At 44.9% G+C, this 22,453-nt stretch carries 25 protein-coding genes and 1 pseudogene; 7 read left to right on the top strand and 19 right to left on the bottom strand.

The annotated features are described in order from the left end of the window. Window positions 1–115 precede the first annotated feature (115 nt). The 4 genes and pseudogenes from LY28_RS17410 to LY28_RS17395 form a co-directional block, all read right to left on the bottom strand. Window positions 116–1,165 (bottom strand): DUF4179 domain-containing protein, encoded by a 1,050-nt coding sequence (locus LY28_RS17410; protein WP_242981398.1) that lies wholly within the window; start codon window positions 1,163–1,165, stop codon window positions 116–118. Window positions 1,166–1,188: 23 nt separating this feature from the next. Further along, window positions 1,189–1,626, bottom strand: coding sequence for an RNA polymerase sigma factor (locus LY28_RS17405; RefSeq protein WP_340162554.1), 438 nt, complete (start codon window positions 1,624–1,626; stop codon window positions 1,189–1,191). A 281-nt stretch (window positions 1,627–1,907) separates the two neighbouring features. Beyond that, complete coding sequence (locus LY28_RS17400) at window positions 1,908–2,696, bottom strand: Fic family protein (protein ID WP_110463450.1); 789 nt, start codon at window positions 2,694–2,696, stop codon at window positions 1,908–1,910. Window positions 2,697–2,859: 163 nt separating this feature from the next. Then, window positions 2,860–2,988, bottom strand: a pseudogene (locus LY28_RS17395) (sporulation transcriptional regulator SpoIIID); the annotation flags it as partial. A gap of 798 nt (window positions 2,989–3,786) precedes the next feature. Between LY28_RS17395 and cysK the strand changes: the two are divergent. Continuing rightward, window positions 3,787–4,719, top strand: coding sequence for a cysteine synthase A (cysK, locus tag LY28_RS17390; RefSeq protein ID WP_110463449.1), 933 nt, complete (start codon window positions 3,787–3,789; stop codon window positions 4,717–4,719). A gap of 212 nt (window positions 4,720–4,931) precedes the next feature. Then, window positions 4,932–5,981 carry a [FeFe] hydrogenase H-cluster radical SAM maturase HydE gene (hydE, locus tag LY28_RS17385; RefSeq protein WP_110463448.1) on the top strand — a complete coding sequence of 350 codons (1,050 nt, stop codon included), beginning with the start codon at window positions 4,932–4,934 and terminating at the stop codon, window positions 5,979–5,981. Window positions 5,982–6,029: 48 nt separating this feature from the next. On the opposite strand, the gene LY28_RS17380 is transcribed toward hydE, so the two are convergent. The 11 genes from LY28_RS17380 to LY28_RS17330 are packed head-to-tail and all read right to left on the bottom strand — an operon-like array spanning window position 6,030 to window position 14,598. Continuing rightward, on the bottom strand, window positions 6,030–6,443 hold the full coding sequence (locus LY28_RS17380) for a M67 family metallopeptidase (RefSeq protein ID WP_110463447.1): 414 nt from the start codon (window positions 6,441–6,443) through the stop codon (window positions 6,030–6,032). Next, entirely contained in the window at window positions 6,440–7,243 is an 804-nt protein-coding gene (locus LY28_RS17375; protein WP_110463446.1) for a HesA/MoeB/ThiF family protein, read from the bottom strand. The genes LY28_RS17380 and LY28_RS17375 overlap by 4 nt, the downstream gene beginning before the upstream one ends. After that, window positions 7,227–7,448 (bottom strand): sulfur carrier protein ThiS, encoded by a 222-nt coding sequence (thiS, locus tag LY28_RS17370; RefSeq protein ID WP_110463445.1) that lies wholly within the window; start codon window positions 7,446–7,448, stop codon window positions 7,227–7,229. Before thiS ends, LY28_RS17375 begins: the two co-directional genes overlap by 17 nt. Next, window positions 7,445–7,777 (bottom strand): thioredoxin family protein, encoded by a 333-nt coding sequence (locus LY28_RS17365; protein WP_110463444.1) that lies wholly within the window; start codon window positions 7,775–7,777, stop codon window positions 7,445–7,447. Before LY28_RS17365 ends, thiS begins: the two co-directional genes overlap by 4 nt. Beyond that, the gene (locus tag LY28_RS17360) at window positions 7,774–8,019 is read right to left on the bottom strand and encodes a sulfurtransferase TusA family protein (protein WP_110463443.1); all 246 of its coding nucleotides are present in this window, start codon (window positions 8,017–8,019) and stop codon (window positions 7,774–7,776) included. Before LY28_RS17360 ends, LY28_RS17365 begins: the two co-directional genes overlap by 4 nt. Continuing rightward, a complete protein-coding gene (locus LY28_RS17355) occupies window positions 8,012–8,872 on the bottom strand; it encodes a 4Fe-4S binding protein (RefSeq protein WP_110463442.1) in 861 nt (286 codons plus the stop codon). The genes LY28_RS17360 and LY28_RS17355 overlap by 8 nt, the downstream gene beginning before the upstream one ends. Window position 8,873: 1 nt before the next feature. Next, on the bottom strand, window positions 8,874–10,118 hold the full coding sequence (locus tag LY28_RS17350) for an O-acetylhomoserine aminocarboxypropyltransferase/cysteine synthase family protein (protein ID WP_110463441.1): 1,245 nt from the start codon (window positions 10,116–10,118) through the stop codon (window positions 8,874–8,876). Further along, window positions 10,108–11,718, bottom strand: a complete 1,611-nt coding sequence (locus LY28_RS17345) for a sulfate adenylyltransferase subunit 1 (protein ID WP_110463440.1) — start codon at window positions 11,716–11,718, stop codon at window positions 10,108–10,110. Before LY28_RS17345 ends, LY28_RS17350 begins: the two co-directional genes overlap by 11 nt. Further along, complete coding sequence (gene cysD / locus LY28_RS17340; protein ID WP_110463439.1) at window positions 11,718–12,608, bottom strand: sulfate adenylyltransferase subunit CysD; 891 nt, start codon at window positions 12,606–12,608, stop codon at window positions 11,718–11,720. The genes LY28_RS17345 and cysD overlap by 1 nt, the downstream gene beginning before the upstream one ends. Before the next feature lie 12 nt (window positions 12,609–12,620). Continuing rightward, window positions 12,621–12,932, bottom strand: a complete 312-nt coding sequence (locus tag LY28_RS17335) for an indolepyruvate ferredoxin oxidoreductase subunit alpha (RefSeq protein WP_110463438.1) — start codon at window positions 12,930–12,932, stop codon at window positions 12,621–12,623. Next, the gene (locus LY28_RS17330; RefSeq protein WP_110463437.1) at window positions 12,922–14,598 is read right to left on the bottom strand and encodes an adenylyl-sulfate reductase subunit alpha; all 1,677 of its coding nucleotides are present in this window, start codon (window positions 14,596–14,598) and stop codon (window positions 12,922–12,924) included. The genes LY28_RS17335 and LY28_RS17330 overlap by 11 nt, the downstream gene beginning before the upstream one ends. 231 nt (window positions 14,599–14,829) lie before the next feature. Between LY28_RS17330 and LY28_RS17325 the strand changes: the two genes are divergently transcribed. From LY28_RS17325 to LY28_RS17305, 5 genes are read left to right on the top strand one after another with little or no spacing between them, the layout of a single operon-like run. Continuing rightward, the gene (locus LY28_RS17325; protein WP_110463436.1) at window positions 14,830–15,858 is read left to right on the top strand and encodes a LacI family DNA-binding transcriptional regulator; all 1,029 of its coding nucleotides are present in this window, start codon (window positions 14,830–14,832) and stop codon (window positions 15,856–15,858) included. A 52-nt stretch (window positions 15,859–15,910) separates the two neighbouring features. Further along, window positions 15,911–16,600, top strand: coding sequence for a sirohydrochlorin cobaltochelatase (locus LY28_RS17320; protein WP_110463435.1), 690 nt, complete (start codon window positions 15,911–15,913; stop codon window positions 16,598–16,600). Beyond that, window positions 16,597–17,532: an ABC transporter substrate-binding protein gene (locus LY28_RS17315; RefSeq protein WP_110463434.1), complete on the top strand. Its 936-nt coding sequence runs from the start codon at window positions 16,597–16,599 to the stop codon at window positions 17,530–17,532. Before LY28_RS17320 ends, LY28_RS17315 begins: the two co-directional genes overlap by 4 nt. After that, window positions 17,495–18,511: a FecCD family ABC transporter permease gene (locus tag LY28_RS17310; RefSeq protein WP_242981396.1), complete on the top strand. Its 1,017-nt coding sequence runs from the start codon at window positions 17,495–17,497 to the stop codon at window positions 18,509–18,511. The genes LY28_RS17315 and LY28_RS17310 overlap by 38 nt, the downstream gene beginning before the upstream one ends. After that, on the top strand, window positions 18,504–19,250 hold the full coding sequence (locus tag LY28_RS17305; protein ID WP_110463433.1) for an ABC transporter ATP-binding protein: 747 nt from the start codon (window positions 18,504–18,506) through the stop codon (window positions 19,248–19,250). Before LY28_RS17310 ends, LY28_RS17305 begins: the two co-directional genes overlap by 8 nt. Window positions 19,251–19,341: 91 nt before the next feature. Here the strand turns inward: LY28_RS17305 and LY28_RS17300 are convergent, their stop codons facing one another. The 4 genes from LY28_RS17300 to LY28_RS17285 form a co-directional block, all read right to left on the bottom strand. Continuing rightward, complete coding sequence (locus LY28_RS17300; protein ID WP_110463432.1) at window positions 19,342–20,400, bottom strand: ABC transporter ATP-binding protein; 1,059 nt, start codon at window positions 20,398–20,400, stop codon at window positions 19,342–19,344. After that, window positions 20,390–21,223 carry a sulfate ABC transporter permease subunit CysW gene (cysW, locus tag LY28_RS17295; protein ID WP_110463431.1) on the bottom strand — a complete coding sequence of 278 codons (834 nt, stop codon included), beginning with the start codon at window positions 21,221–21,223 and terminating at the stop codon, window positions 20,390–20,392. Before cysW ends, LY28_RS17300 begins: the two co-directional genes overlap by 11 nt. Before the next feature lie 19 nt (window positions 21,224–21,242). Continuing rightward, window positions 21,243–22,106, bottom strand: coding sequence for a sulfate ABC transporter permease subunit CysT (gene cysT / locus LY28_RS17290; RefSeq protein ID WP_207658134.1), 864 nt, complete (start codon window positions 22,104–22,106; stop codon window positions 21,243–21,245). Between the two features lie 169 nt (window positions 22,107–22,275). Then, window positions 22,276–22,453 (bottom strand): transposase (locus tag LY28_RS17285; protein WP_207658136.1); only part of this gene is annotated, 178 nt, incomplete at its 5' end.

Genomic DNA, 22,453 nt, shown 5'->3' with positions numbered 1-22,453 from the left:
GAGAAATTTTTGAACTTATACATGTTTTAACCTTTACACCTTTACGCGCTTGAAGCAGGCCTGTTTTTGTGCAGTATTACGATATGAAAGTTCCTTTTTCTCTGATTTTTTTATACTATTTTTCGCTACTGTTAATTAAAGGGAAGGTAACCTTCCAGTTTCCTTTTGTATTTATGCCATTGGAATAGTAGTTGCCAAACAGCTTATAGCTTCCAATCCTCTCCTGCGATACATCGAAAATAAATTCCTGATAGTCAATACGATTATCGGTACCCATACCATCAGCGAAGCAAACACTGTTGTATTGCACCTTGCTGCCGTTGGCATCAACCAACTGAAAATCTCCGTGTGTATCAAAGGTCATTTTATCATATGTCATTGCCTGAATGTGCAGCTGACCATCTACATAACCAATCCCTGTTATATCCATACCCTTGCCCAGCGAATAGACAGCTTTGCCTGGGATAAGGACAGTATATGAATCCGAGGACTTCCCATCGATGAAAGAGCCTCCAACATAGGTATACGTATTATTATTATACCCAGTGCCGAGCGTATATAAGTTGTTTGCTTCGCCAATCGCAGTAAGTTCCAATGCGATAGGGATATTTTCCTCAGATACTTTACTGCTGAGAAATTCTCTGACCGAAAAGGTCACCTTGCCACCATTTATAGCAATGTCTTTGCCATTCATTGTGGAGATAGTTATAAGGAATTTTGCCGTGCGGGTTTTCTCATCAAAGCCAACCTGTTCACAATGGGACATACTGTCAAACGGGATATGCAGTGAATAGCTGTCAAACAGGTCTGTGTCCGCATCAATCCTGTCTCCTGTAATATCCTGCATAATTACGTAAACCTGTGCCGTATCATCATGAATATACGTCGAGACAACCTCCATACGTATGCCATTGTCCTCGCAGAATTCCTGAACAGGAACGAAATACTGTGCGATAGCCGGTGAAACCATATACATCATCTCATAAATTGCCGGCATATTAGCCGCCAATGCCGGCGTTGCCAACACAAGACAAAGTACAATTGCCGCAGCAACAGCAGCCGGTCTGCGGAATATCGGCCTTGTCCTGCTTCTGCTTCCCGGATTATCCATTAAATCAATTGTATCGGTAATCAGCTCCGGAGCAGCTTTAATTTTATCATTCATACTCTTATATGTCCTTTCAAACATCATAAATCTCCTTTCAGCATTTCGGATAATTTGGCACGCGCCCTCGTGAGTTGAGTCCGAACCGTAGATTCCCTGACATCCAAGATACTGCTGATTTCTGCTACTGAATAGCCTTCATAATAAAACAGGTGTATCACCGAGCGATACTTGGGTGCAAGCTTCCATACGGCTTCGTTTACCCCTGTTTCCTCATTAGTCTCAAAGGGATAGCTGTCCTCCAACGGCACCGTCCTCCGGTGCCAAGCGGATGACCAATGCTTTTTTGTGCAATTAACTGTGACACGGATAAGCCATGCCTTCCTATGTTCTTCGCTCTCAAAAACCAATTTTTTTCGGACATACCGCAGGAAAACCTCCTGAAATATATCGTCTGCATCGCTCTTGGAACGGACCTGGGCAAATGCCAGCCGGTAAACCATATCCGCGTATTTTTTCACAACTGACTCGTTGGTCGCCGTGCACTGCGACTCATTTATCATCGGGTGTAATCCCCCCCCTTCTACTTCTAATACCTTTGAGAAGGCCCAAAAGCTACAACAAGGAAATTATAAATCATCAGCGCTTTTCTCAAGCCTTTTCAAAAAATCCCCTATGTCCAATACTGTTATTTCTCCCTATGCTCTTCGCTTTACCCTGTAATAAAAAATTAAGAGCCGCATTTTTGTGCAGCTCCTGTACCTTCATCTATATTAATTTCAGCCGTTCCCATATTATCCCTTTAGGATTTATGATTGCAATTATTGCTGCCTGTTATTTCATTAGCCATTTTTATTATTTCAATGTATCTCTGAATTTCCGACTCTACGTTTTCTGCTACCAGAAGTACCATTTCAAATGGGTCATTTTTAGTATAATAGCTTGTAAAGCATGAATAGTAACGCTTTCGGTCACTGTACTTTATATTGATTGGCGGATAACCATGCTTCATCAGCTCCAGATTCAATATCAGCCTGCCTGTCCTGCCGTTTCCGTCAATAAAGGGATGTATCCCTTCAAAATCAAGGTGGAACCTTGCCGTTCTTTCTATTATATGACCTAAGCTGCTCTGGCTATAGGCACTTATCAATTCCTCCATTTGTACAGGAACCAAATAGGGCTGGGGAGGTGTATGAGATGCTCCCATTATCATTACAGGAACTCTCCTGTATACTCCTCTGCTTTCTCTTTGCTCCATCAGAACAAAGCTGTGAATATTCTTAATTACCCTTTCCGATATATTTTCTTTTTCCTTTACAAGCTCCTCTATATATGGGAAGGCTTCTTTATGCCCAATTACCTCCAAGTGCTCTCTGAGAGACTTTTCACCGATTGTTACTCCCTCATTCAATATCAATGCCGTCTCCTGCAAGGTAAGGGTATTCCCTTCAATTGCATTTGAGTTATATGTAAAGTTTATTAGGAACTCTTCCTTAAGGCGGGTTATTTCACTCGCTGTAAGCGGTCTGTAGCTGTTAAGCTCCTTTAATAAAGCATCTATGCCTTTTAATTTTTTTATCAGCTCTCCCATTTCAAACTCCTCCTAAAATGCCTCTCATATAGGATAATATATTATTGCATTTCATTAGTCAATATTGCCTGTCATGCCAGAAGCCCTCCAATCCTTACAGCTATATTCGAGCCTTTTGTCCTCTGCTGCCTGCTTTGCCGGGGAGCCTTTTTTATCCGTTCCATTTTGTTACATCCTTATGCACTGTAGATTTTGATATACCGAATTTTTTAGCAGCATACCTAACTGTTGTCTTTCTGTCGATGATATAATTTGCAAGTTCCAGAACCCTCTCTTCTATATATTCCTTCAACCATATACCCCCCTTTGATAAGGCTATTTAATTCTTATGCATTTATGCATTTATGCACTCTGAATTTATACATATATTTTTCAGCGGGAATACCCGCCAAAAGAATATTTGACTCTAATTATAGAAACCTGCCCCTCACAAGCCTGCACAGCTGATAAAAGCCCGGTTGCTTCTGATATACGGGCTGAAACTCCTGCTTTTCTGTGTTCTTAAAGCTGCATGGTACTCTACAGTGTATATATATGCCTTCAAAAGCAGGCTTATGAATATATGGGAACAAATTTTATTATCCTCCTGCAATTTATGGATATTCTTTTTAAGAAGTCAATTACTATCGGCTAATAGTTTTGCTTTGAGGCTAAAGGCTCATAAGCCTTGCCTCCATAATTTCTATGTTGTAAAATTATCAAATAATGCCGAGCCTATATAATCAACTTAGTACCTTTGAGGTCAGTTGACATTTTGTTTAATATAAACTAAGATTAATCCATATTAACCATATATGAAATATATGGTTTCAAACGCTCTTTAAAAATGAATTATTTTTTTAATAAATTAATTATACATGTATAATAAGTACATATATCAGATAACAAATATAATTGAGCAGAATGAAAAATATGGAGGTATAAAAAGAAACGGCATACCTCCGAGAAGTATTCACCAAATTTTTATGCCGAAAACTCGGCGTGGGAGGTTCGCTTGAAAGACTTTAGATACAGCTAAAAAAAATGCTAGCGTACCTCCACGAAAGCTTTACCAAATTTTTATGCCGAAAACTCGGCGTGGGAGGTTAATATGTCAAAAATTTACAAAAGCCTTACAGATTTGATTGGAAGGACACCTTTACTCCAACTATCAAATTATGAAAAAAGAAATAACGTAAAGGCAGCTCTTATTGCCAAGCTGGAATATTTTAATCCGGCCGGAAGCGTAAAGGACAGGATTGCCAAAGCAATGGTTGATGATGCTGAAGCAAAAGGTTTATTAAAGGCTGGCTCGGTCATTATAGAACCAACCAGCGGAAACACAGGTATAGGCTTGGCCTCGGTCGCTGCTGCCAGAGGCTACAGAATTATACTTACCATGCCGGAAACCATGAGTGTTGAACGCAGGAGCCTTTTGAAAGCATATGGCGCAGAGGTTGTTCTGACAGAGGGCTCAAAAGGCATGAAGGGTGCTATTGAAAAGGCAAACGAGCTTGCCGCCGATATACCGGGCAGCTTTATTCCAGGTCAGTTTGTAAATCCGGCAAACCCGACGGCTCACAGAACAACAACAGGGCCTGAAATTTGGGAGGACACAGACGGAAATGTTGATATTTTTATTGCCGGTATCGGTACCGGAGGAACTCTGACAGGTGTGGGCGAATATCTTAAAGCAAAAAATCCTGAAATTAAGATAGTAGGAGTTGAACCGGCAAGCGCACCAATTCTGACAAAGGGATATGCAGGTCCCCATAAAATTCAGGGAATCGGTGCAAATTTTGTACCTGACACTCTGAATACAAAAATCTATGATGAAATTATTGCTGTTGAAAATGATGATGCATTTGCAGCAGGAAGAGAGCTTTCCAAAGCAGAAGGACTTTTGGTTGGAATTTCCTCCGGTGCGGCAATATGGGCAGCAACTCAGCTGGCAGGCCGACCTGAAAACGCAGGGAAAACCATTGTTGTATTACTTCCTGATACAGGTGAAAGATACCTGTCAACACAGCTGTTTTCAGACTGATAATTTATAAAGCTGCTTTTGCAGATGAAACAAATGTATACATAAATTACGGCTGAAAGCAATAGTTTTATGTTAAGCAAGGGTTTCAGCCGTAATTAGTTCTGCAAATATATGCTTATAATTTCATTATTTTCATGCCACTTTACCTAAGTCTATGAAATATGGTATAGTTTAACCTAAACTGTACTGAAAATTACACCGGGAGGTTCAAAATGAAAAAAACAATCGACAAGCTATACGAAACACATAACTTAGACAAGGATGAATTTCTATATATACTCAAAAATTTTGATACCCGTTCCGGTGAATACTTATTTGAGAAATCGCGTCAAACGGCATTAAAGCACTTCGGTAATTCTATATACACAAGAGGGCTAATCGAATTCACCAATTATTGCAAAAACAACTGCTATTATTGCGGCATCAGCAGCAGTAATTTACATGCGGAGCGATACAGGCTCAGCGCAGACGAGATACTGGCATGCTGCAAAACAGGCTATAGGCTCGGCTACCGCACCTTTGTACTGCAAGGCGGCGAAGACTTCTTTTATTCGGATGATGATATCATAGATATTATTGAAAAAATTAAAGCGGGCTATTCTGATTGTGCCGTTACCCTTTCCATAGGCGAAAGAAGCCATGAATCGTACAAACGCTATTTCAAAGCAGGTGCAGACCGATACCTGCTTCGTCACGAAACATCTGACGAAGAGCATTACAAAAAGCTGCATCCCAAGAGCCTTTCCTTGTCCAACAGAAAGCAATGCCTGTATAACTTGAAAGAAATTGGCTTTCAGGTCGGTACCGGTTTCATGATAGGTTCCCCATATCAAACCATTGAAAATATTGCAGAGGACTTGATTTTTATTAAGGAATTTTCTCCCGAAATGGTAGGAATGGGACCCTTTATCCCTCACAGGGACACGATATTTGCCGATGAACCCGCCGGAAGCTTGGAATTGACACTTCTGCTGATTGGTATTGTCCGCTTGCTGCTGCCGAGCTCACTTATTCCATCTACAACTGCTCTTGGTACAATTAACTCAAATGGGCGTGAAAAAGGTATTCTTGCAGGAGCAAATGTTGTAATGCCAAATCTCTCACCGGTTTCTGTGCGGAAAAAGTATTCACTGTATGACAATAAAATCTGTACCGGTGAAGAAGCGGCAGAATGCAGTAATTGCCTGCAAAACCGCATGAAAAGCATCGGCTATAAACTGGTAGTTGACAGGGGAGATTACAAAGCAAGTGACCGGCATTAGCATTAATGTCATATAGCGGTGCTTTATTATACTTGTGTTATTGCCGCCCTATAAAATAAATTTAATCGAATCCTGTGTTACTTTAGTATCTGCTATTCTAAATGCTTTTAACACCGGCTCCTTTTCACTCAGTGACAGAATTAGATAGCTGGCCTTAGGGTCATGCGCCAAGCGTATATCTTCTTCCGAAGGACGGGCAGGAGTAGACGGATGAGAATGAAAATTCCCAAGCGGAACAAACCCGTTTTGCCTCATATCCTTAATCGCTGACAGCTGCTCCTTCGGGTCTATGGAAAAATGCTCAGGACTCCGGTCGGGATTAGAAAGAAGATAAACCTTTTCTATAAATCTATCTTCGCCATCAAGCCTGCCCGCAATCAGGCCGCAGGCTTCATTAGGAAGCTCAGCCGCAGCATGGGCGGCAATAGTATCAAAATCGGATTTTTTAATATAAATACTCATTTCAAATCACACTCTTTTTGTTCATAGTCAAAAGGCATCAGTATTGTAGGATTTATCCCGCAGACAGCACAGGAATTCCGTTTTGGCAGCGTTATCTTTCTGAACTCCATCTTCAGCGCATCATATGTCAGCAGTCTGCCTGTGAGAAGCTCGCCCTTGCCAATAATATACTTGATGGCTTCCATTGCCTGCAGGCTGCCTATGACACCGCCCATAGCGCCAATAACGCCCGCTTGCCTGCAAGTCGGTACAGCATCGGGCGGCGGCGGCTCTTCAAACACGCAGCGATAACATGGCCCTTCACCCGGAACATAGGTCATAAGCTGCCCTTTAAAACGTATGATTCCCGCATGGGAAAATGGTTTCCCTGCCAATACGCAAGCATCGTTAATGAGAAATTTTGCTGGGAAATTGTCCGTACCGTCAAGGATAAAATCGTAGCCGGAAATCAGTCCCATAATGTTGCTGCTATCAACAAAAGTACGGTAAGTGTTAACGGTCACATCCGGATTTATTTCTTTCATGGTTTCAGCGGCAGATTCCACCTTTGCCCTTCCCACATCAGCAGTAGTATGGATAACCTGCCGCTGGAGGTTGGATAAATCAACCTCGTCTGCATCGGCAATGCCGACTGTTCCAACACCTGCCGCTGCAAGATACAAGGCAGCGGGTGCTCCAAGTCCTCCCGCGCCTATAATGAGAACCTTTGCCCCAAGGAGTTTTTTCTGCCCCTTTACACCAATCTCCGACAGGATGATATGCCGGGAATAACGTTCTAACTGTTCATTGGTGAATGTCATACGCACCACCTCCCATGAAATAGAGAAATTCCACGCTGTCACAGTGGTTCAAGACGGTTTCCTCAAAGGTATCGCCCGGTACAAATTCATCATTGATGGAAACAGTGACATATTCCGGCGTTTCCACCTTTTCAAGCTCTATCAGCTTGGCGACGGTCAGACCGTCTTCATATTCCTTTACATTACCTGCAACAGTCAGCTTCATTTCGATTCCTCCAAAATCTTATTTAACGTTTCCGCGATTTGCTCTTTGGCATAAATACCGGTTTTACGCTCGATTTCTTTGCCGCTGCTAAAAAACAACAGCGAAGGAGCAGACAGGATGGTGTATTCCGCAACCAGCTTTTCATTGATATTTGCATTGATTTTATAAACCCTCACTCTGCCTTTAAATTCTTCTTCAATTTCGGCTAATAAAGGTGAAAACTTCTTACAGGTTACGCATCCGTCTGTGAAAAATTCCACGAGCACCGGGATTCTGCTCTGCAAAATCTCCTGTTTAAAATTATTCTCTGTAATCCTAACTGGCATCATTCCCCCACCTTTCTCACAATAAGGCTATACGTTCCGTCACTGTTGTCTTGCAGCCTGAGGATTTGATGCCCTTCCTCCTTTATGCTGCGGGGAACATTTTGCACCGGTTCTCCGTCGTTCAGCTTTATTGAAAGTATCTGTCCCTCGTCCAGCTCTTCAAGTGCAACCTTGGCCTTTACGAAGGTTACCGGGCATACTACATCTGTAATGTCCACGGTCTCATCTATAATAAAATCAGCCATTGTAAGCAGCCTCCATTTCCTTTTTGAATTCATCCCATCCCTTACGCTCAATCGCCACGCGAAAACGCTCGTAAGGTGTCCCGTATTTGTCAAAGAAAGTGAGAGCCGCATCCGCTATGCGGAAAAAGGTTTCCTTATCCTTAATAACGGGCAGGAACTGCTCGCCCTTGGCAATCAGGTTTCCGAAGGTTCCGCCGAAAGAAATCAGATAGCCCGGTTCTCCTTTCCACGCATCAAACGGGCAGGCTTTCACACACCGTCCGCAGTGATTGCATTTTTCAAGGTCAATCCGGACTTCCTTGTCGGTTTGGGTAAGTGCATGCTCACGACATGCCTTGACACAGACACCGCACAGTGTACATGCATCGGGAATCCATTCTACAGTGTATCCGCCTTTGACACCAAGGTCGTTTTCCTCCGCTTTCAGGCAGTTGTTCATGCAACCGGTTACTCCGAACTTAAACTTGTGAGGCAGCTGCCGCCCCAAATAGCGGTCAGAGATTTCCAACGCCAGAAGATATGTGTCTATACACCCCGAGGGACAGATTTTACTGCCCTGACAGGCAGTGACGGTGCGCACGCGGGGACCGCATACCCCGGTGTTCACTCCGTTTCCTTCAAGCTCCGCCTTGACGTTCTCCACGTCCTGCAGCTTAATAAACGGGATTTCCACGCCTTGACGGGATGTGAGATGCACATGCCCGTCACCATATTTTTTGCTGATCTGGGCTATGGTTAACAGCTGGTCGGCGGTCAGGTTGCCGCCCACCACTCTCAACCTCAGCGAAAAATTATTTTTCTGAATTTGGCGCATAAAGCCGCCGTTCTTTAGCGCCTTGTAATCTACAGCCATATCACGAAGCCTCCCTGTTCATTTTATCTATCGCCTGTGTAAAATCTTCCTTCAAGTCTTCTATATTCTCAAGCCCGATGCTGATACGGATTAAATCGTCATACACTTCGGCATTCTGCCTTTGTTCCCCGGAGCTGTGCGCGTAGATGGTAGATGCGGGGTGTATGACAAGGGTCCTGACATCCCCGATATTGGTGGCAATTTTCGCATATTTTAAACTGTTAATAAGCTTGAAAGCTCTCTCCTTGCTGCCTGTGCGAATAGTCAGAATAGCACCGCCGCAGCCGGACTCAAACTGTTTTTTCACCAGCGCCGAATATGGACTTTTCTCAAGCCCCGGATAATTCACATTTTCGAGAGTACCGGATTCAGACAGATACTCCGCCAGCTCCAGCGCGTTTTTACAAAGACGTTCCATACGAATCCCCAGCGTTTCAAGTCCTACGGTGTTAAGCCATGCATTTTGCGGAGCAATACAAGCGCCGAAATTCCGCCATAAATCCTGCCTAAGCCTCGCGGTATATGCAAGCTTTCCGAATTTCCTGTATTTCAGCAGCGCAGGAAATCTTTCAAAATCCCAATTCATCCTCGCGCCATCCACAATCACTCCAGAAATTGCGTCACCGCTGCCATTGATATATTTTGACGACGAATGAACCACGATGTGCGCTCCCAGCTCAAGCGGATTTACCAGCGCCGGAGTCGCCGTCGTACCGTCTATAATCAGCGGAATCCCATGTGAGTTTGCTGTCTTGGCAACTTCAGCGATATTGACCACATCAAGGCGGGGATTTCCGATTAGCTCGGCAAAAATGACTTTTGTATTCGGCGTTATTTGTGCTTCTATTTTTTCAGCGGTTACATCGCTGACAAACTTTACAGTTATCCCTAGCAACTGCAAATCCGCAAATAAATCCAGCGTTCCGCCAAACAATCCACTTCCGGCAATTATCTCATCACCCGACTGTAAAATATTCAGCAGCGCCATTGATACTGCCGCCATTCCCGAAGCACAGGAAACAGCATCAAAGCCTCCCTCAATAACCGCCATCCTTTTTTCAAAAGCAGCCACGGTAGGGTTGGAAATACGCGTGTACGCAAATCCCGGCTGTTTATTGTCAAAAACCCTTTCAAGCGTTTCAGCCGATTCATGGGCAAAAGCCGAAACCTGATAAACAGGCGGAAGCGTGGAACCGTATGGATCGGCTGGAAAAGTGCTATGCAGAACCCTTGTGTTAAATCTCATAATCTTTCTCCCATATCGCAACAGTGCGGTATTTCAAAAAGCTCCTCGGCGGTGTGCTTTCGGCTTCAAGGCCGTTTGCATCAATAAGAGGCACCTCCGTATTCCGCTTGCCGAAGCCCGCAAATGCGCCCTTTCTGATATTTCCGTAAACGTCTCCGGCAGAAATGTCAAAGTCCTGCGGATATCCAAAGCCTGCGCTGTCAAGCGGCAGCCTGTCTCCCTTTTTATAGGTAGCCGGGTTTGGGCTGTGGCGCAAAACCGTATGAAGCTCCGGATGATAGTAGAAGCAGTCAAACAGCCCTACTGCAAGCTCGCGTTCTCCGTCCCTCAGCAAAACATTGCCGCCCGTCTCCTCGCATACTTCTTCTACGACACCGCAAGCAGAGGTTGCATGTGTGACACGGTCGATAAGAATAAGCTCTCCCGCCGTTTTATGCCGCGTGAAGGCATCTATCGTCAGCGATTCGCTCGCCACAATTTCACATACAACGATTTCATTTTTCCCGATGCTCTCCGCCATAAGCTTTTCTCCGCTGTTGACATCCGTCTTATAGCGAATTCCTGTCACAATGGCAGGTATGAGCTTTGTTCCGATTTTAAGCCAGTATTCCCTTCCGGGAATAAGAGGACTCTCATCCATCCAGAGCAAGGTGGCAAAAAAGGATTTCTCTGTTTTAAGCTGCGCGCCCCGCAGGAGGACACAGCCGCGGGATACATCCACCTCACGGTCAAGCTGAATGGTAACAGGCTGCCCGGCCTCGGCATATTCCGCTTGTCTGTCCCCAATATACAGCGTTTTTACAATTGCCGTTTCTCCGCTTGGAAGTGCGGTCAAGGTGTCGCTCACGCTGACTTTTCCCGCCTCTATCTGTCCCTGAAAGCCGCGAAAGGTGTGATCAGGGCGGCAAACCCTTTGCACCGGCATATAGAATCCGATTTCCTCTGTGCTTTCAATATCTACGGTTTCCAAATAAGACAGCAATGTTTCCCCGCAAAACCACGGCATATTCTTAGAAGGCTTTGTGATATTGTCACCTTCGGTGGCTGAAACCGGAATAATATATATATTTTTTAAGGTCAGCTCCTCTGAAAGCTTATCAATGTCCTTAGTGATAATTTCAACTACCGACCTCTCATAGCCCACTAAATCCATCTTGTTGATTGCAAATACAAAATTTTTGATGCCCATCAGCGAGCAAATGCGGGCATGCCTGCGGGTCTGCACAAGAACTCCTTGTGACGCGTCAATCAAAATAACTGCCAGATCGGCAAAGGACGCACCAACCGCCATGTTTCTGGTATATTCCTCATGCCCCGGCGTATCCGCAACTATAAAGCTACGTGCATCGGAGGTGAAGTACCGATAAGCCACATCAATTGTGATGCCTTGTTCACGCTCCGCCATCAGCCCGTCAAGCAGCAGGGAATAATCAATTTTACCGCCCCTGCTTCCCACCTGACTGTCAAGGATAAGAGCCTGCTCCTGATCCGTATAAATTAGCTTTGAAGCATATAAAATATGTCCGATCAGCGTGGATTTTCCGTCATCCACACTACCGCAGGTAATAAATTTCAAAAGTTCGTTTTCCGCATTCCTCATTAAAAATAACCTTCTCTCTTTCGGCGTTCCATGCTGCCCGTTGCTTCATTATCAATCACCCTGCTGGTACGCTCACTCGTCACTGCCGCAAGGGTTTCGTCAATTACCGCATCCAGCGTGTCGGCATCCGATTCCACACCTCCTGTCAAGGGGTAGCATCCCAGCGTGCGGAAACGCACCTTTTTTAACACAGGAGCTTCTCCCGGCAAAAACCTCATTCGGTCATCGTCAACCATGATGATGTTGCCGTCGCGGAAAATCACAGGGCGTTCTTTTGCAAAATAAAGCGGGACAATCGGAATACTTTCACGCCGGATATATTGCCAAATGTCTTTTTCTGTCCAGTTTGAAATAGGAAACACCCTAATACTTTCACCCTTGTTTATCTTTGTATTGAACAGCTTCCACATTTCCGGACGCTGGTTTTTCGGGTCCCACGCATGATGCTCATTTCTGAAGGAAAAAATCCTCTCCTTTGCGCGGGATTTTTCCTCATCCCTGCGGCCGCCGCCAAACGCAGCTGTGAAGCCGTATTTAGTCAATGCCTGTTTTAAAGCCTGAGTTTTAAGAATATCGGTGTAGGCAGCTCCATGGGTAAAAGGATTGATGCCCTGTGCCAGAGCTTCCTCATTTCGGTATACCAGCATACTAATTCCCAGTTCCTTTGCGCGGCGGTCACGAAAATCCGTCATTTCACGAAATTTCCAGCTTGTGTCAATATGCAGAAAGGGAAACGGCGGTTTTTCGGGATAAAATGCCTTTAACGCAAGATGCAGCATAACCGAAGAATCCTTGCCGATGGAATAAAGCATAACCGGCTTTTCGCATTCTGCCGCAACCTCCCGGATTATATATATTGCTTCAGCTTCCAGCTTATCCAGATGTGTCAAATTAAAACCTCCTCAGTATTGGTTTGACTTTTGCCTGTCGGTAATGATTGTCTTTATTTCTCCGCTTGGCAGCAGGACTGTCCAGTACAGCAATGTATTCTCCTGCCTGACGGTCAGCTTGCCGCCCAAGCCTCCGATATCCTCGCCCAGATACAAAGCGATTGCCTGAACAGGACATTCCTTTACACAGGAGGCACAGCCCCAGCAACGTTTCGGATCATAAATTGCAGCCTTGCCTCCGCTGACTTCAATCAGACTGCCGGGACATACAGATACACATGACCCGCAGCCGATGCACTTTTCCAGTGTAATTTTAATGCTCATAAACGCTTCCCTCCTTTATGAGCCTTCGTGTAAAGACTTTTATTCTGCCGTCAGTCAGCCTTGAATTAATATATATCTCATAATCCTCCCGCCTTTCGGGATAATCAGTATGTTCTGCAAAGCTGTGCCAGCGCGTTTCCTTCCTTGCCGCCAGATGGGCGATAACAGACCGGCATAGCACCAGCCTTTCCCGAAGCTCAAAGATATACAAAAGCTCACGCATGTTTTTTGCGGACAGATTTTCGGCTTTAACTGAAAGCTCTTTGATTTTTTCATCCGCTGCGGCGAGAGAATCCTCATCATAGCGGTAATGCCGGCTGATTCCTCCGGCATATCTGTCCATCACTTCCTGCATCTCGTCTTCCAGCGAATCAATGCTAATTTGGGATTCACTGTTCAGGAAAACATGAAGCCGGTTTTGAACCCTTTTGACTTGTGCGTCCGATAGTATGACAACTTGACTGTCTATGTATTTCAAAGCAGCCTTGGCGGCAATTTCACCTTCTGCAAATGCACCGGTCACATATTTCTGCGGACAGCCGCCCGCCACATCACCCGCAGCAAATAACCCCCTTATTGTCGTTTCGCGGCTGGTATCCACCCAAAACCCGCTTGCAGTGTGTCCCCCGACTATATAAGGCTCTGTTCCTTCAATTTCCACATTCTCCATGCTTGCAGTTTTACCGCTCTCCAGCCATTTGAGCGTTTGGCTCGGAGCCATATTCAAATAGGCCTTCTGCAAGTCCTCCTCCTGTTCTTTGCTGATACCGGCAGTTTGGAGATAACACGGGCCTCGCCCCTCAAGGTTTTCAATCACTGTTCCGTGCAGCCGCTGGGAGGTGGTAATACCGTATTTCTGCTCGTATACTTCACCCTGTACGTTTATTTGCTTTGCTCCCACGCCTTGTGCAAGTGTTCCGGTAGGAGCTATTGTATCCTTGCAGCGCAGGGCGATAAACCTCATTTCAAGGGTGGTCATTTCCGCGCCGGCCAAAATCCCCATTGCATAGCCCGCCCCAGTATTAAACGGCGGATACCACATTTTATGGCGTGAAAATCCTGTATTATTCGGTCTGTAAAGCCCTGCCGCACCGCCTGTGGTGCAAATCACCGCCTTGGCTGAAATAACCTGCAGAATCGGCTCGTCAATGGAAAAAGCGTATGCACCTATAGCTCTGCCTCTTTCTACTATAATTTCAAAAACATTAAGACGGTTCATCACCGTTATTTGAGGCAGTCTTGACACTGCACCAGCCAAAATCGGCTTGATATTTTCACCGTTGATTTTAATGTTGCGGTTTCCTCTGGCGGCATAATTGCCGTGTTCGTCCTTGAGAACGGAAAGCCCTAACTGCTCCAGCTTTACAATGGTTTTATTCAATCCCTCCGCCATTGTCAGAAGCAAATCGCCGCGCACAATGCCTTCCGCATCCTTGCGCGCATAATCCACATAATCCTGCGCTTTCCGTCCGGGCAGGATATAGGCATTGATTGCGTTAACACCCGCGGCAAGGCAGCCGCTGCGCCTGATATCAGCTTTTTCCGCAATCAGAATTTTTGCTCCCGTATGTTCACCAAGAGTAAGAGCTGCATAGCAGCCTGCCGTGCCGCCTCCAATAATTAAAAAATCTGTAGTTATTCGTTGTATCTCTAATGTTTTCAAAATATAGCACCTGCCAAACTGTTTTGATTATTTTTGATAGTAATATTATAAAATTCGCAAACGATAAACAGCAATAGCAATTTACGCAACCGATTGCTCAAGTATCAATAGAAAAATCAACAATTATATCCGAAAAATAACGCAAACGATTTACTAAATTTTCGTTGCGCAGCTTCCAGAAAAATTTTATAATATATTTATTCTGTTAAATTATTTATTTGGGAGGGAACCCGGTTGACCATCAAACAAATCGCGGAAATTGCCGGAGTATCAGCCTCGACAGTTTCACGCATTATCAATTCACCTGACAACAGCTTTGCCTCAAAAGAAGTACGCGACCGCGTTTGGGCAGTCATACGTGAGTATGAATATGTGCCTAACCAAAACGCAAAAAGTCTGAAGCAAGCAAATGCAGCTAAGCATAAACGCAACAGCATTGTCTGCGTTTTAGGCCGGGTGAAAAACATCAGTGAAAATCCGTTTTTTGAGCAGATTACAAGAGCGGTCGAGCAGCATTCCTTGAGCGTGGAGGTTGTCGTTTCTAATATTCTGACCTCAAATTACGATTCTTCCTTTTTGGATGACAAAGGCAATTTTGGCAACGCTATTGTAATAGGAAGAATCAATGAAAGTCAAATTAAGGCAATCGAGCAGCGTTATAAAAACGTCGTTTATGTGGGAAGAAACCCCCTCGATACAGCTTTTGACCAAGTGATATGCGATGGTCGGGAAGCAACTGAAAAAGCCATGACACTACTGTTAAAAAACGGGCATAAACACATTGCTTACTTTGGTGAAACAACAAATGAAGTACGCTTTCAAGCATATGCGGAAGCTATGAAAAAAATATCCGCCAGACAGGAGCAGCTTTGTGCCATCAATGTGCCTCATACAGTGGAAGGCGGATATTCTGCCGCGGAGCAGCTGCTTAAAAAGTGGAAAACCTTACCGACGGCTGTTTTCTGCGCTTCTGATTCAATTGCTATCGCTGCTATGCGCCGGTTCAGGGAATCAAGGATAAAAATCCCTGAGGACCTTTCGGTCATCGGCATGGACAACATCGAACTTTCCGCCTATGTTTCACCTATGCTTACCACTGTCGAAATGCCCGCCGTCGAAATGGGAACTATTGCGGTAAACATATTGCTTGACCGTATTAATAAAGGACATAAGCTGCCGGTTAAAATTATCCTTCCCAGCAAGTTAATTGAACGGGAAAGCGTATGGCCTCAAGGATATATTGACAAAGGCAGCTACATATAAGAATATTGCATCGGCAAAGCCGATGACTTAACCAAGCTTGAAGGTGAATTGGATGGAACAAAAAAAGCAAGCCGGAATTTTGCTTGTGGGGTTCGGTAACCTTTCTGATTTTGCAAAAGAAGCCGCACACCGATTTCCTGATTATAAAATTTCATTTGCCCGTTCAGCGGCCGAGGGACTGAAACAAATCGGACTGAGAAGGGTACTGGTGCAACCGGCTTTTCTGCTGACCGGCATTGAATATGATAAAATACGCTCGGAAGCAAAGGCTTTTGGGGATACTACTGCCGTCGGACACCCATTGCTGCCGGATAATGAACGCATTGAAAAACTGGCAGATATATTGGAAAGGGAATATTGCGGTAAAACTGTCTTGTTTATCGGACACGGAACCTCGCATCCTGCCGGTGAAATCTATCGCAAGCTATATCTCGCCTTGAAGAAAAAATCTCTAACCGCCTTCATGGGCGTATTGGACGGTAATCCCAAGCTTGAAACAGCTTTATCGGAAATTCTGCATCACTCCGTTAATTCAATTCTTCTTGTCCCGCTTATGATGACCGCCGGGAAGCATGTTAAAGAAGAAATTACAGGTGATACGGAGGGAAGCTGGCGCAGCCTGCTGGAACAGCAAGGTATTAAAACTAGCTGCGTGGACAAGGGTCTTTTAGCTTATCCTCCTATACGAGAAATGATATTCGCATCAATTGAGCAATCTATTTACGAGGGGATTAATAAATGAAATATAGACTTACAGCCATTTTAATCTTGTTAATTTTACTTCTGACGGGATGCAATCAGTCAGGCACATCTCTGAAGCAGCCTGACAATACAAAGGCTTCCTTCGTGGACGCACTGGGACACAATGTTACGGTACATAAGGCTGACAGGGTGATCGCCTTGTCCGGCAGCTTTGCGGAAACTTGGCTTTTGGCCGGAGGCAATCTAATCGGCACAACGCAGGACGCTTTTACAGACGGGCCTGCACTTGACGAGAGTGTTCATGATGTAGGCAGGCTGCACAGTCCCAGCTTGGAGCAGATTATAGCCTTGGAGCCAGATTTGGTGCTTCTCTCAAAAAGCATCTCCGCTCATGTCAAGCTGTACGACCAGTTAAAGGCGGCGGGAATTACAACAGCATATTTTGATGTGGAAGTATTCGGTGAATATTTGGATATGCTGAAAATCTGCACGGATATTACAGGACGAAGGGATCTTTACGAAAGCAACGGCATCGCCGTAAAATCAAGGATTGACAAAGTAATTTCAAAAGCAAATCGGGCAGCCTCACATCCAAGGGTGCTGTTTGTCCGTGTAAATTCCACTTCCGCTACAGCACGAAACAGCGACACAATGGCAGGTGCAATGCTAAAGGATTTAGGCTGCATCAACATCGCAGACAGCCAGAGCAGCCTTTTGAAAAATCTTAGCATGGAAACAATCATACAGGAAGACCCTAACTTCATTTTCTCCGTTACAATGGGGGAATCAGAAGAAAAGGCGCTGAAGGTTCTGGAAGAAACACTGGAAGCAAATCCCGCGTGGTCAGGACTGACAGCAGTGAAAAACAAACAGAATTTTATTTTGCCGAAGGACTTATTCCATCTGAAGCCGAATAACCGCTGGGGAGAAAGCTATGAAAGGCTTTATGGTATACTCTATGACGAAAAATAAAAGCTTTGCGGTTATCAGTGCCTGCCTCATTATTCTGATTTTTTCCGCGTTTCTCAGCCTGTGTCTAGGTGCGGCGGACTTATCTCCCGCACAGATTGTCCAGGGAATTTTTGAGGGAGACTCGTCAAGCTCAGGGCGTATTCTTTTGCATGTCCGGCTGCCGCGGCTCTTTGCGGCAGCCTTGAGCGGAACAGGGCTTGCGGTTTCAGGTGTAATCATTCAAACTGTGCTGAACAATCCTCTTGCAAGCCCCGGAATTTTGGGCGTAAACGCAGGAGCCGGATTATTCACCGCCATATTTGCCGTGTTTCTTCCCTACGCCGTTATGCTGCTGCCTTTGGCGGCATTTATAGGTGCGCTCGCCACTGTTCTATCGGTATACGGCATCGCAAAAAAGGCGGGATTATCTAAAATAACGCTGATTTTATCGGGTGTTGCAATCGGAAGCCTGATGACAGCAGGAATCAACACAATCACAGCACTGTTTCCCGATGTTCTCATCGGAATGCACGATTTCCAGACAGGGGGATTTACAGGCGTAACCCCTCAGATTTTATTTCCGGCCGGAATTCTTATATTAATCGGCACTTTAGCAGCGACTCTGCTGGGCGGTGAACTGGATGTTCTGGGATTGGGCGAAAGCACGGCTCTCTCTCTTGGATTGAACGTACGATTTTATCGTTTCCTTTTTCTGATGCTGGCAGCAGCGCTTGCGGGTGCGGCGGTAAGCTTTTCCGGTTTGTTGGGCTTTATCGGGCTGATTGTTCCGCATATCACACGAATGCTTATAAAAGGCAGCCGCCGACTGATACTTTTCACATCTGCTCTTATTGGCGCAAGCTTTTTAATTCTTTGTGATACCATCGCCCGCACGGTTTTCGCACCATTTGAATTGCCGGTAGGCATTCTGGTTTCATTTTTTGGCGTACCGTTTTTTCTCTGGATTCTTTTTCGGGAAAGGAGGCACCGAAATGCTTGATCTCAAAAACCTTTCCGGTGGGTATAGCGGAAGTAATATCGTACAGGATGTTTCTTTATGCTTCCCGGAAGGAAAAATCACTGTAATTATCGGGCAAAACGGCTGCGGAAAAAGCACTCTGTTGAAGCTCGCCTGCGGCCAGCTTGCTAAAAGAGCAGGAGAGCTTTTACTGGACAAGCAAAGCCTTGCCGCACTGTCCCGTCAGGAAATCGCGCAAAAAATATCATACCTGCCGCAGGCGCGTACCATGCCGGATATAACTGTGGAGGCCCTGGTCCTTCACGGGCGTTTTCCGTGGCTCGGATATCCGCGCGTATATACGGTCAAAGACCGTAAGCTGGCAGAGTCAGCAATGGAACGTGCAGGTATAATCTCACACAGAAAGAAGCTTTTCGCCAAGCTTTCCGGCGGTGAGCAGCAAAAGGCATACCTTGCCATGCTGCTGGCTCAAGACACAAAAACAGTGCTTCTTGACGAACCGACTACCTATTTGGATATTGAACATCAGCTGGAGCTTATAGAACTGCTCAGTGCATTAAAATCCGATGGAAGAGCTATTGCAGCTGTGCTTCATGATTTGAATCTGGCACTGAGCTGTGCCGATCAGCTTGCGGTAATGCAAGCGGGAAGCTTGCTGGCGGTCGGCACCCCTCGGAATATTTTGGACCTCGGCATACTGGAGCAGGCGTTCGGCATAAAAGTGCGGCTGGAACAAAGCTATAGCTTTGAACGGCTGTAATCGGCTTCCGGCAGGCGATGTCCTCCATGTCAACACTTCACATAGCAACAAGCCCCGCAGCTTTTGGCGGGGCTGTTATTAAAATTTCGGTTCATATAACCACAGAATTGATATTTTTTAGATTTTGATTTTCAACGGACAAAACCTGTGATTCATTATAAAGGAACAAACGGTTTATAATTACATCGACGGCTTCGCCGATTTGAAAAGGTTCTTCTTCCAATGAATAGTCCGCAATAATTTTTATGCCGTATAGATGGATATGCAGTTCTTGGCTGTTACCCCGAAAAAAAGAGCTCTCAACAACTCCGCGATCCGTTGTATTCGGATAAAGTGATTTTCCCGGCTTTGACACTCCCACAAACTCAGGTCTGATAATAGCGCTGCTGAATCCCTTTGTAATCTGAAATCCCCGGATTTTATCATAATTGCTGATTGATGTACCCTCCCCAACGAATTTGGCAGCAAAAGGCGTTTTGGGATTGCGGTATATTTCGAGCGGTGATCCGGTTTGCTCAATGCGGCCATTATTGGTCAAAATAATTTTATCCGAAACTTCAATTGCTTCTTCCTGATCATGCGTAACAAATATGCTTGTTATCCCGACCTTGCTGATGGTTTCCCTGAGCCACGTGCGAAGCTCCTTGCGGATTTTGGCATCAATGGCGGCAAAAGGCTCGTCAAGCAGCAAAAGGTGCGGGTTGGGGGCAAGGGCCCGGGCAAACGCAACTCTCTGCTTCTGACCGCCCGACAATTGATGCGGATAGCGTTTCTCCAAGCCCTCTAACCCGATGAGTGAAATTAATTCCGACACACGCTTTTCAATATATTCCTTGCTATGCTTTTGAATTTTGAGCCCAAAGGCAATGTTATCAAAAACCGTCATATACCTGAAAAGAGCATAATTTTGAAAAACAAAGCCCACGCCTCTTTTTGCGGCTGGGATATCATTGACAAGCTTACCATCTATATAAATTTCACCGGAATCCGGTCTTTCCAGCCCTGCAATCGAACGCAAAATAGTGGTTTTCCCGCTTCCGGAAGGCCCAAGCAATGCCACCAGCGTTCCTTTTTCTATCGAAATTGAAATTTCATCCAATGCTTTAAAGCTCCCAAAAGTCTTATTGACATTTCTCAACTCAACGTACACGAAAGTTTTCCTCCTTTTTTCCCTTATACTCAACAATATTCTTTAAAATCAAAATAATAATTGCAATTAACACCAGAATTGATGCCGCCGCGAAAGAAGCGGTCAGATGAAATTCCTGAAACAGCTGCTCAACATGCAGGGGAAGTGTGTTTGTTTTCCCGCGGATTTTGCCGGAGACCACCGATACCGCACCAAATTCACCCAAGGCACGTGCTGTGCAAAGTATAATTCCGTACAAGAGACCCCATTTTATATGAGGCAATGTTATCCTTCGATAAATAGTAAGTCCCTTCGCTCCCATCAGGGCAGCTGCTTCCTCCTCTTCTGAGCCTTGGGAGTGCATTAGAGGTATAAGCTCACGTGAGATGAAAGGAAAAGTAACAAAAATCGTTGCAAGCACGATGCCGGGAACGGCAAATACAACTTTTATGCTGTGATTGTTGAAAAAATCATATGCCCAGCCAATACGTCCGAATATAAGGATAAATATCAAACCGGCAATAACCGGAGAAATAGCAAACGGAATATCAATGAGCGTTGTCAGAAAATTTTTTCCCTTGAAACGGAATTTTGTTATTGCCCAAGATGAAAACAGGCCAAATATCGTGTTGAAAGCAACAGCGATTACTGCGGCGTATAACGTCAGCTTCAGTGCGGCTATTGTGTATTTGTCACTAATTGTACTGCTGAAAACCTCCCAGCCCTCACGCAGCGAATAAACAAGTACGCTTGCCAGCGGCACAATCAGCATCACGCCAACAAAAATGACGCACAGTGCAATCAAGACTATTCTTGTAACACTAGATTTTATTTCTTGTTTCATTGTCAGACCTCCTGTGCCTTTAGCTGTTTTTTGCAGCTTTATTCATGCGGCCTTGTATAAAATTGATTGCAAACAAAAGTATAAACGCAAAAACAATCATTACAAGAGCAATGGCAGTTGCACCAGCATAGCTGAATTGTTCAAGCTTGCCCATTATAATCAATGGGGCTATCTGCGTTTTGTATGGGATATTTCCCGCTATAAAAACCACGCTTCCGTATTCCCCCAGCCCTCGTGAAAATGCCAAGCCAAATCCGGTAAGCAAAGCGGGAAGGATTTCGGGGAAAATAACCTTAAAAAAAGTTCTCAAGCGTGATGCTCCCAGCATTTCAGCCGCTTCCTCATATTGAGAATCCAGCTTTTCAAGGACAGGCTGCACCGAACGCACCACAAACGGTATACCGATAAAAATCAAAGCAATCGTAATGCCGATTAGAGTGTAAGATATCTTTACTCCCAGAGGCTTAAACAACGAGCCTATCCAGCCTTGGTCGGCATATATTGTCGTCAGCGCAATGCCCGCTACTGCGGTTGGCAGTGCAAAAGGCAGCTCTATAAGCCCGTCAAGAAGCCTGCGCCCCGGAAATTTATATCTTGTCAGTACCCAAGCCAGAATTAATCCGAACACACAGTTGATAAGCGCCGCAATAAACGAACATACAAAGCTGACTTGATAAGCATGCAGCACCATTTTATCAGTTATGCAGTCCCAAAATTCTTTCCAGGTAAATCCGGAAATTGCAACTAAAACCGACAGAAGAGGTATAACCACAATGAAGCTGATCAAGGTTATCGTAATCCCAATTGACAAACCGAAACCGGGGATTACTCCTACCTTTCGTTTAGCCGTAAAATTTTTTAAGTTTTTTAGAATCGTATCCATTTAAAATTACCTCTCTGATAGTCATGACCACCCGTAAAACGGGTGGCTTGTGCTAGCCCTATAAGGGCTTGTTACCGGCTAGCGCCTAAAGACGCTGGCTTTCACTTTGTTCAAGCTACTATTGCCCTTGCCATCTTTGCCGCCCCTAAAGGGACAAACGTACTACTTGCTACCCCTTGAAGGGGTCTTCATACTCTTTTACACTTAGTTTATCCACCATAATATCGTGCTTCTCCTGCTCTTGGATATACTTCCTAATAGTTGCTTCGTTTAAACCTACTGTGCTTATATAATATCCTTCTGCCCAAAAATGTCTGTTCCCAAACTTATACTTTAAATTTGCATGT

Source organism: Ruminiclostridium sufflavum DSM 19573, assembly GCF_003208175.1.
In the GTDB taxonomy this organism is placed as follows: domain Bacteria; phylum Bacillota; class Clostridia; order Acetivibrionales; family DSM-1351; genus Ruminiclostridium; species Ruminiclostridium sufflavum.
Note: the sequence above shows the minus strand (reverse complement) of the source record. Positions and strands in the feature narration are given on the sequence as shown.